The following is a 9,941-nucleotide window of genomic DNA, read 5'->3' on the forward strand; positions in this document are numbered from 1 at the left end:
TCCCGCCCATGGGAACTCGCTCAGGGGATCACCGCGTCACTGTCCGTGCGTGGTCCAGGCACGTTACGGCAATCCGTTTAGCAGAATTCCCATAAGTAGTTACCCTTCCCTTTATGTCCACGGGAAGACTCGCCGGTCGCTACTCCCTGCTGCGCCCACTGGGCGCCGGCGGCATGGGGAAAGTGTGGCTGGCCAGGGACGAGATGCTTGATCGCGACGTCGCGGTCAAGGAGCTCACACTGCCCGAGGGCCTGTCGCCCAAGGAGCGGGCCGACTCGGTGACGCGGGCCGTGCGCGAGGCGCAGGCGACCGCGCGGCTGCGCCATCCCGGCATCGTGGCGTTGCACGACGTGGTCGTCGAGCAGGAGCGGCCGTGGCTGGTCATGGAGTTGCTGCGGGGCCGTACGCTCGGCGAGACCGTACGCGAGTTCGGGCCCATGCCGGCCGACTACGCCGCGCGGGTCGGCGCGGACGTGCTTGAGGCGCTGACCGTCGCCCACTCCCAGGGGTTGCAGCACCGCGACGTCAAGCCGGGCAACGTGTTCCTGACCGAGAGCGGCCGGGTGGTGCTCACCGACTTCGGCATCGCCAGGCAGGAGGGCCAGGCCACGCTCACCGAGCAGGGGCTGATGATCGGCTCGCCCGGGTTCATCGCGCCCGAGCGGCTCGAAGGCGAGTCAGGCGGCCCGCTCAGCGACCTGTGGTCACTCGGCGCCACGCTCTACGTCGCGCTCACCGGCGCGCCCGCCCACGAGGGGTCGGCGGCGCAGCGGGTGCGCGCCACGCTGACCCAGCCGGTGCCCGAGCTGGCCGGGCCGCTCGGGCCGCTGGTCGCGGCCATGATGGCGCGGCATCCCGCCGCCCGTCCCGATCCGCGGGTGGCCGTACACGTGCTCAGGCAGGTCGCCGCGGGCGAGCAGGCTCCGCGCCTGCCCGTCAACCACGACGCGACGGTGCCCGGGCAGGTCAGGCGGCGGGGCCGGGCCGCGGTCTGGATCGCCGCCGCGGTCGGCGTGGCCGTCGCCGCCGGCACGACCGGCTTCTTCGTCCTGCGGGACCAGGGCGGCGGGCCGCCGTCGGCGTTCACGGTGCCCATGGACGTGTGCACGCTGATCGGCTCGCAGGAGATCGGCAGGCTGCTGCGGACCCAGAGCCCGCCCAAGGGGCAGCCGGACGCCGACGAGGTGGGTCCCGAGTGCGGCTGGCCGATCTCGGGCACCGGCGTGGGCCTGCAGGTGCAGAAGGACTCCGACACGCTGGACCCGTGGTCGATGACCACGGACGCGGCCCGCACGCTGTTCCAGAACCAGCAGCGCTACTGGGCGAAGTACGACGACATCGACTGGACGTGGCCGGAGATCGGCGTGAAGAAGTCCATCCGGTCCAAGCGCACCCCGGTGCGGCAGCTCACCGGCCTGGGTGAGGAGGCGTTCGGCTTCGAGCTCAAGGGCACGACAGGCCGCGTCCACTCCGCCCACATCTACTACCGGCTGGCCAACCTCGTCGTGAGCGTCGAATACACCACTCTCAACGACAGGCCGACCGACGAGGACGTCAAGCAGTCGGCGCTGAGAGCGGCCCAGGCGAGCGAGCAGGCGTTGCGCGATGCCGGGTGACCTCTACCTGCTGGCCGGGCGTTACCGGCTGATCGAGCGGCTCGGGCAGGGCGGCGCGGGCACGGTGTGGCGGGCGATCGACGAGATGCTCGACCGTCAGGTGGCCGTCAAGCAGGTACGCGTCCCCGAGGGCCTCAGCCCCGCCGAGCGCGCGCGGTTCACCGACCACGCCATCCACGAGGCCAGGTCCGCTGGACGGCTGCGCGACCCGGCCATCGTGCTCGTCCACGACGTGGTCCTCGAGGGTCACCAGCCGTGGATCATCATGGACCTGGTCAGCGGCCGCTCACTGGACAAGATGATCAAGGAGAGCGGGTCGCTGCCGCCCGTCTTCGTGGCCGCGATCGGGCTGCGGGTCCTGTCGGCGCTGGAGGTCGCGCACGCGCACGGCATGCTGCACCAGGACGTCAAGCCGGCCAACATCCTGCTCGACGGCGACGGCTCGGCCATGCTCACCGACTTCGGCATCGCGGCCCAGATGGGCCGGCCCGGCGACAGGTACGGCAGCGCAGGATCGCCCGGCTACATGGCGCCGGAACGGCTCAACGAGCTGCCCTCGGGCCCGGCCTCCGACCTGTGGTCGCTCGGCGCCAGTCTCTACACCGCGGTGGAGGGGCGGTCGCCGTTCGAACGGGCGCTGCCCGCCGCGGTGGCGGCGGCGGTGCTGCTGCACGAGCCGCCGTTCCCGGCCAGGGCGGGGCGCGACTTCGGCGCCCTGCTGATGGCCATGCTCGCGAAGGACCCCGCCGCCCGTCCCACGGCCGGCCAGATCCGCCAGGCGCTCGCCGGCGTGCCCACCGTGCCCGTCCCCAGGCCGCGGCGGGCCAGGCGGCGGTGGCTGCTCCCCGCCGCCCTGGCCGCCGTCGTGGCGCTGGGCGCGGGCGGCTGGTACGCCGCAGGCGCGCTCGGCGGCGGGCAGGAGACCGGCAGGTTCACCACGGCCCCCGATCCGTGTGCCCTCCTCAGCGACGAACAGGTCGCCGGGCTCATGAAGGGCAAGCCGGAACGCACCGCGACCAGGCCGGGCGAGTGCCAGTGGCTCATCCGCGAACCAGGCCGCCGCCTCGTCCTGCGCGCCTGGGCCGAGAAGCCCGCCGGCGAATTCGGCGGCCCGCAGGTGGCGCAGCGCCGTTTCACCAGCGAGAAGACCAGCCGCGGCGCGGGGGAGGGCACGCAGGGGCGCGAGGCCAGGGGCCGGGTCAGCGACGTGACAGGGGTGGGCGAGGCGGCGATCCTGCAGAACAGCTTCACCTTGTACGTGAACACCAACAAGACCGGCACATCCGACAGCACTCTGCTGTTCCGCACGAGTAATCTGCTCGGCGAGGTGATCTGGCATCGTGAGGACGTGCCGGCCGCGAGCCCGGTGGACAAGGAGACGGCCGTCGCGGCCGCCCGCCTGGTCTCCGCGGCGCTGTCGAAATGAGCTGTAAGCACCTTGCAAGGGGTGTGACTAGCATGTTCTCCCGCAAGTAAGGGCAACCCCAGGAGTCCCAGTGAATCCCGGTAGCGAGTACGACCGGCCTGCCACCCCTAACCCGGTGCCGGGCAGGCAGTTCGAGCCACCGTCCCACCCGCAGAGCCCCCCGCACGCCCAGGGCCACGGTTATCCCCAGCAGGGCTACCCCCAGGGTCATCCGCAGGGTCAGGGTCATCCGCAGGGTCAGGGTCATCCGCAGGGTCAGGGCTACCCCCAGGGTCATCCGCAGGGTCAGGGCTACCCCCAGGGTCATCCGCAGGGTCAGGGCTATCCGCAGGGTCAGAGCCGGCCGCTGGGCTACGCGGCGGGACCGCCGACCCAGCCGCCGACGTTGCCGCACATGCCCTCCCCGCAGCCCCCACCGCGGCGGCCCGCCTGGTTGCTCCCCACGCTGGCCGCCGCCCTCGTCGTGCTGGTCGCGGCGGGCGGCGTGGGAGCCTTCTTCGTGTACGGCAACACCTCAGGCGCCGCCACGCGACCCCCGTCGCAGCCGGGCAAGACGGCGTCCCAGCCCGCCCCGGCCGCCGCGGCCGGCCCCGACGTGTGCGCCATGCTGCCCGAGGAGGAGGCCGACCGGCTGGTGCCCGGCGCGGCCGTCGCGAAGTCGTCCAAGGACGGCGACAACACGGTCGACTTCACCTGCAACTGGGTCAACCAGCGCATCTCGTACGGCGAGTTCTGGCGCAACAGGGAGATCGACGTCCGGATCGAGCAGCACAAGGGCGAGGGCGCCAAGACCGGCAGGGCGATGGCCCAGAGCTCGCACGAGATGGACCTCCGCAGCGGCAAGTACGGCGAGACCGCCAAGCCGTCGCTGGACCCCGACGAGAAGGAGTACGTCTCCCCGGTCAAGGACATCCAGGGCGTGGGCGAAGGCGCGTTCGCCCAGTACACGTGGCGGCGGGACGGCGACATGCTGTGGTACTCGTACGGCCAGGCGTTCGCCCGGGTCGGCGACATGACGATCGAGGTCAAGTATCAAGCGGGCCAGCAGCGCAAGGACTCGCAGATCCTGTCCAACGAGACCACGCAGTCGATCACCGAGGAGAACGCCATCCGCGAGGTGAGCGGCCTGGTCACGCACTTCGCCAAGGGCGTGGCCGCCTGGCAGGCGAAGAACCCCGGCGTGCTGGCCGAGGCGGAGACCGCGGAGACCACCACCTCGCCGAGCCCCACGGCGGAGCCGTCGCCGACGGTCCTCGCCATGTTCCCCCCCGACTGCCAGGCGGTCGGCGCGGTGGCCACCAGGCTCGTGCCCGAGCCCACCACCAGGGCGCGCGGCACCGAGGCGGGCAGCGACAACCAGACCGAGTGCCGCTGGCTCAACCTGAACCTGTCCGGCGGCGAGGGGATCACCAAGATCCGCAGCGCGCTGATCACCGTCCACCGGTTCTCCAACCGGTCCGGCGCGGCCGACGAGGGCGCGGCCAAGTCCCGCTACGTCGGGGTGAAGGGCCGCGGCATGAGCACCGCGGAGTCGTCGATCGGCGGCATCACCTGGGGCGAGATCGCCGACGTCGACGGGCTCGGCGACGAGGCTTACCAGCAGTTCGTGCAGACCAGGCACGGCGACGTCTCCGCCTCCAGCGGCTCGGTGCTGATACGCAAGGGATCGTTGGTGATCGGCGTCGACTTCTCGGGCCACCAGCGGCCGGAGAAGGAGCCGACGAACTCGCCCAAGGTCAAGCTCATGACCGAGCAGGAGGCCATGGCGGGGGCGCTGACCCTGGCCAGGGCGTACATGACGGAGCTCACCAAGCAGCCGGTCGGCAGCTAGGCGGGGGTGTCGCGGAGGCGTTCGACGCGGATGCCGCGCAGCAGCGACTCCGACACCAGCACGGCGGCCAGCAGGCTCGCCAGCAGGGCGGCGCCGACGACGATCGCGACGGGCGCCGCCGCGATCTCGTGCGGCAGCGGCGGCGTGAGCGGCGGCTCGGCGAACTGCGGGATCCGCCCGAGCGCCGCCCAGGCCGCCGCCAGGCCCGCGACCAGCCCGGCCAGCGTGCCGGCGGTCACCGTGATCACCTGTTCGAGCAACAGCGCGACCCGCAGCGCAGGGACGCGGGCGCCCGCCGCCTCCAGCGCGGCCAGCTCGTACCCGCGCCTCCTGGCGGCTGCGGAGAGGGCGAGCACGGTGCGGCCGAGCGCCAGCGCGGCGGCGGCCAGCGCCGACACCAGCAGCAGCAACAGCGCCAGCCCCGGCCCCTGCCCCGCGAACGAGGCGGCCAGGTCGGCCGCCTGCCGCCGCGACACCACGGCCAGGCCCTGCTCCGCCAGCGCCCGCTCCAGCGCGGCCGGGTCGGCCGCCCGCGTCCACACCTGGAACACGGCCTGGTCGTGGACCCCGTAGGCCATCCTGTCGGCCTGCTCCAGGTCCACCAGGACGCCCGGGCCGGTCAGCCCGGGAGCGGCGGCGGAGGACACCGTCGCGCGCACGGGAGCGGCGTAGGAATTGTCCAGTCCCGGCACCGCCTTCCCGCCGACGTCCCCGACGACGACGGCGGCGGACCGGGGGTGGTAGTTGTCCGGCCGCAGCGTCTGGTTGCCGGTCGTGGTGATCGCGAACGTGCCGCCGCGCCGGTCCGGGTCCTCGTCCACCCGCCAGGGCGGCAGGTCGAGCGAGCGCCAGCGGCCGTCCTCGCGTACGGCGAGCCCGGTGACGGTCACCTGTACGTACGCGGACTCCCTGAACTCGGGGGGCGACAAGGGATCCCCGCGGAAGGCGCGCAGCTCGCACGGAGCGTTCGCGCAGGCCGGCGGCAGGTTCCACTCGTGCACCCCCGAGCGGCCGCTCAGCGAGCCCAGCGGAAGCCAGGAGGGCCGCAGCGAGTCGCCGACACGGAACGCGACGGACAGCCGGATCTCCCAGCCGGGCGGCGGCCGGTCGTGCTCGACGGTGGCGCGGAACCTGTCACCCTGTGCCCACACCCGCGGCGCGGCCGGACCGGGTAGCCCCGACATGGCCTCGGCCAGGGACGCGCCGCCCGCCAGATCGGGCCGCCAGTGGGCCACGGCGGCCAGCCTGGCCGGGTCCGAGGCCACCATCTGGGGCGGCCCCGGCATCTTGATCACCGGTGCCGCCGTCCGGCCGCCCGGGTCGGCGGCGTTCACTGCGGCGATCAGCTTGACCGGTTCGACCGGCTGGACGGTGATCGCCGTGGGCGCGCCGTTGTGGAACCTGGCCGTCTCCTCGTAGTCGCCCGATGTGGCGCTCGACGCCGACACGGCGAACGTCGCCAGCCCGAACGCCGACCCCAGCACGATCACGCTCCCCGCCGTGACCGGCCCTCTGGCGACCTGCCGCAGGGCCAGGAACGGCCCAAGCCCGCCACGCCGCCTGGTGAGGCCGAACAGCCGGCCGGTCAGCACCGGCAGCGCCCTGGCCGCCAGCAGCGCGACGCCCAGCGCGATCAGTCCTGGCACGGCCATCGCGGCGGCGCTCCGCCCGGAGACGTCGACGATCACTCCGGTGGCCAGCAGCTCGACCAGGCCGAGCGCGGTGACCGACAGGACCACGGCGTCGAGCACCCAGCCGCGTGCCGTCATGCGCGGGGTGCGCCGCCATTCCTCGGTGACCGGGCGGGTCGTCGTACGCCAGGCCGCGAGCGCGGCGGCCAGCACGCCGCCGAGCATGGCCGCGACCCCGGCCGGCGCCGCGTCCGCAGGGAAGCGGACGGGAATGCCGGGAGGGAGCAGCGCGCCGATCATCGCGCCCGCCCCCGCGTGGCCGAGCAGCAGCCCGAGCGGGACGGCGGCGGCCAGCAGCAGCAGCGGCTCGGTCAGCGCGAACCCCCACACCCGCGCCCGGCCGTGCCCGCGCAGCCTGGCCAGCGCGATCTCGGCGCCGCGCGCCCTGACCAGGTCGCCCACGGTCTGGAACAGCAGCATCCAGCCGAGCCCGACGAGCTGCGCGACCACGAGGAGCGTCGGAACGCCGAGCGAGCCGGTGCCGGCGGTCATCTCGGCGAGCGTGTCGCCCACGCGGGAGTAGACGATCGTGCCGGTGGTCCTGCTCAGGGACTCGGCGGTCGCCCGCATGGCGGCCAGCCCGCCGATGCCGGCCCCGTCGAACCTGGCGGGGTCGATGAAGACGATGCCGTAGTCGGTCCATCCCGTCGGGGTCTCCCGCGCGCCGGTGAAGGAGGCGCCGGTGATGACGTACGTGTCCAGCCGGGTCTGCGGCACCGTGAACAGCGCGTCGGCCCTGTTCTGGCCCGGCTCGCCCGTGGGGGAGAACAACGTTCTGCCGAACCAGAACGGGTCGGACGGCGACCCCGGCCGGTAGAGGCCCACCACCTTCAGCGGCGCGGGCGTGCGGTCGGTTTCCCCGGCCTCGGCGGCGAGCACCGAGCTCAGCCTGATCCGCTGCCCGACCTTGAACCCGGACGCCTGACTGGCCATCACCTCCTTGCCCGCGCTGGGGCAGCGCCCCCGGGCCAGGGTCAGGTGCGCGCACTGCCCGTCCTGCCAGACCAGCGAGAACGAGCGCTGGTCGTTCTGCCCGCCGCTGGTGACCTCCATCCCGAAGATCGGCGCGCCGGTGAAGCCGGCGCCCGCGGTGAACGCGCCGACCTTGGCCTCGATGCCGCCCGTGGTCGTCGTGTACCGCCAGCCGCGCCCGTCCACCGGCGCCGCCTCGATCGCGTCCCTGGCGATCGTGGTGCGCGCCGCCTCCGAGTAGATCGGTCCCACGGCCGCGGAGGCGATCGGCACGACCGCGATGAGCAGCACGACCAGCGAGAGCGTACGGCGTTCCCACAGGCCGCGCAGGATCACGGTTCCGCCCTCCTGAGCGCGATGCCGTCCGTCAGCTCCTCGATCCTGGCCATGGAGCCGGGTGGCAGCAGCCGGTGGTACTCGGGCGGAACCTGCACCGCGCCCTCCCTGCCGACCACCACGAACTCCTCGCCGCGCCGGCCCTCCGCGCCGACCCGGCCGTCCCTGATCGTCACCGTACGGCCCAGCGCCTCGCTCACCGTCGTGTCGTGCGTGACCACGACAGCCGTCGTGCCGTCATCCCTGGCCACGCGCTTGATGAGGTCGACCACCCACGCGCCGGACTCCTCGTCGAGCTGGCTGGTGGGCTCGTCGGCCAGCAGCAGCCTGGGCGCGTTGGCCAGCGCGACGGCCAGCGCCAGCCGCTGCTGTTCGCCGCCCGACATGCGCCCCGCCGGGCGGTCGCCCGCGTCCTCGAGACCGACCCGGCGCAGCAGGTCCATGGCGCGGCGCCGGTCCCGCCTGACCGCGCGCTGGGCGAAGGCGACGTTCTGGGCCGCGGAGAGGTAGCCGATGAGGTTGCGCGCGGGGTTCTGCAACACCATGCCGATGTACGCCGCCCGCAACCGGTCCAGCCTGCGCTGGCCGAGCCGTCCCACGTCGGTGCCGTCCAGCCACAGCCGGCCCGCGCTCGGACGCAGCAGCCCGGCGAGCAGCCACAGCAGCGTCGACTTGCCCGCGCCGGACGGGCCCAGCAGCGCGACCGTCTCGCCCTGGTCGATCACCAGGTCCACGTCGCGCAGCGCGACCACCTCGACGTCGCGCGCCCGGTAGATCTGCACGATTCCGTCACACCTGACGACGCTCACGTGCCGCTCCTCGAACGCCGGCGGGCCACGTCGCGCAGCTCGATCACCCGGTCGCAGCGCTCGGCCACCTCGGGGTCGTGCGTGGCGATCACCAGCGTGGTGCCCTCATCCGTCACCGCGAGCAGCTCGTCCAGCACGACGGCGCGATGGGTGGCGTCCTGCTCTGCCGTCGGCTCGTCCGCCAGCAGCACCTTCGGGCGCAACGCCAGCGCCCTGGCCACCGCCACCCGCTGCTGCTGCCCGCCGGACAGCTCCTCCACCAGGTGCCCGGCGAACTTCGACACCCGCACCCGCTCCATGGTCTCCGCTGCCAGCCGCATCGCCTCGGCGGGCTCGCGGCCCGCCGCCCGCAGCGCCACCTCGACGTTCTCGGCCGCCGTGAGCAGGCTCAGCAGCCCGTACGACTGGAAGACGAGCGCCAGGCCGGCCCGCAGCTCAGGCTGCTCGTCCAGGGGGACGCCCCCGGCCAGGACGCGCCCCGCGGCGGGCGGGAGCAGGCCGCCGAGCGTGGTCAGCAGGGTCGTCTTGCCGGATCCCGACGGGCCCATGAGCGCCACGCGTTCGGCCGGGGCCAGTTCGAGCGTCAGATCGTCGATGATCGTGCGCCCGCCCACGCGGCAGCTGAGTGCGCGGCAGGCGAGGGCCGGTCCGTTGACCACGCGCGGATCTTCCTCCTGACCGAGGACCCGCGTCAACGGTTAATACGGCTGCAACTCCCTTGCAAGTTGGACAAATACGGTTATCTCGGCAAGTAATTGAGTCTCGCGATCACGTTTGTCCAGCACAGGGGCATGGGCAACCGGTGGGGGGATCACGCGGCTCCTTGCCTTCCTGGCGGTGACCTGTCCAGGAAGGGCTCGAGCAGGCCCGGCACCGCACGTGCGGCCAGCTCGAGCCCGTCGCCCCGGCCCACGTCCACCACGTCGTAGCTGCCGTGGCCGGCGGCGGTGGTGGCGGCGAGGGTCACCAGGCCGGAGCGCCGCTGGAGGTACGACTGGGTGATCGTCCAGCCGGAGATGCCGGCGCGGTCGAGCGCTACCGTACGACGGATGACAGCGCCCTTCCTGGTGACCAGGTGCCGGGTGCCGAGCGCGTGCCCGAGGTTCGCGGCGCCGTCCACCGCCAGCCAGAGTGCGACCGGCAGCGCCCCCGCGGGCGCCAGCCACACCCAGGCGCGCAGCCACTCCCACGGCGCCAGCGCCGCCACCGGCCAGGCGGCGGCGGCCAGCACCGCGACTGTCACCAGCGCCCGCACCACCC

Annotated in this window: 7 protein-coding genes; 3 read left to right on the forward strand and 4 right to left on the reverse strand. The window is 73.4% G+C overall.

The window, feature by feature from the left end; translation table 11 throughout:
* Positions 1 to 113: 113 nt before the first annotated feature.
* The 3 genes from ITP53_RS35750 to ITP53_RS35760 all read left to right on the forward strand — a co-directional run bounded on the left by ITP53_RS35750 (position 114) and on the right by ITP53_RS35760 (position 4,873).
* Positions 114 to 1,616 carry a serine/threonine-protein kinase gene (locus tag ITP53_RS35750; RefSeq protein ID WP_195899883.1) on the forward strand — a complete coding sequence of 501 codons (1,503 nt, stop codon included), beginning with the start codon at positions 114 to 116 and terminating at the stop codon, positions 1,614 to 1,616.
* Positions 1,606 to 3,042, forward strand: a complete 1,437-nt coding sequence (locus tag ITP53_RS35755) for a serine/threonine-protein kinase (protein WP_195899884.1) — start codon at positions 1,606 to 1,608, stop codon at positions 3,040 to 3,042. The genes ITP53_RS35750 and ITP53_RS35755 overlap by 11 nt, the downstream gene beginning before the upstream one ends.
* Before the next feature lie 70 nt (positions 3,043 to 3,112).
* Positions 3,113 to 4,873, forward strand: a complete 1,761-nt coding sequence (locus ITP53_RS35760; protein ID WP_195899885.1) for a hypothetical protein — start codon at positions 3,113 to 3,115, stop codon at positions 4,871 to 4,873.
* Here ITP53_RS35760 and ITP53_RS35765 read toward each other — a convergent pair.
* From ITP53_RS35765 to ITP53_RS35780, 4 genes are all read right to left on the reverse strand, one after another.
* Positions 4,870 to 7,872, reverse strand: coding sequence for an FtsX-like permease family protein (locus ITP53_RS35765; RefSeq protein ID WP_195899886.1), 3,003 nt, complete (start codon positions 7,870 to 7,872; stop codon positions 4,870 to 4,872). The genes ITP53_RS35760 and ITP53_RS35765 overlap by 4 nt on opposite strands.
* A complete protein-coding gene (locus ITP53_RS35770) occupies positions 7,869 to 8,681 on the reverse strand; it encodes an ABC transporter ATP-binding protein (protein WP_195899887.1) in 813 nt (270 codons plus the stop codon). The genes ITP53_RS35765 and ITP53_RS35770 overlap by 4 nt, the downstream gene beginning before the upstream one ends.
* Positions 8,678 to 9,340, reverse strand: a complete 663-nt coding sequence (locus ITP53_RS35775) for an ATP-binding cassette domain-containing protein (RefSeq protein WP_207756892.1) — start codon at positions 9,338 to 9,340, stop codon at positions 8,678 to 8,680. The genes ITP53_RS35770 and ITP53_RS35775 overlap by 4 nt, the downstream gene beginning before the upstream one ends.
* Before the next feature lie 152 nt (positions 9,341 to 9,492).
* Positions 9,493 to 9,941: PH domain-containing protein (locus tag ITP53_RS35780; RefSeq protein WP_195899888.1), on the reverse strand; the 449-nt coding region annotated here is incomplete at its 5' end.

It is taken from the genome of Nonomuraea cypriaca, from assembly GCF_015645445.1.
Taxonomy (GTDB): Bacteria; Actinomycetota; Actinomycetes; order Streptosporangiales; family Streptosporangiaceae; genus Nonomuraea; species Nonomuraea cypriaca.

Coding starts and splice junctions, on each gene's coding strand:
- ITP53_RS35755 (WP_195899884.1), top strand. CDS start 1,606: ATGCCGGGTGACCTCTACCTGCTGGCCGGGCGTTACCGGCTGATCGAG.
- ITP53_RS35750 (WP_195899883.1), top strand. CDS start 114: ATGTCCACGGGAAGACTCGCCGGTCGCTACTCCCTGCTGCGCCCACTG.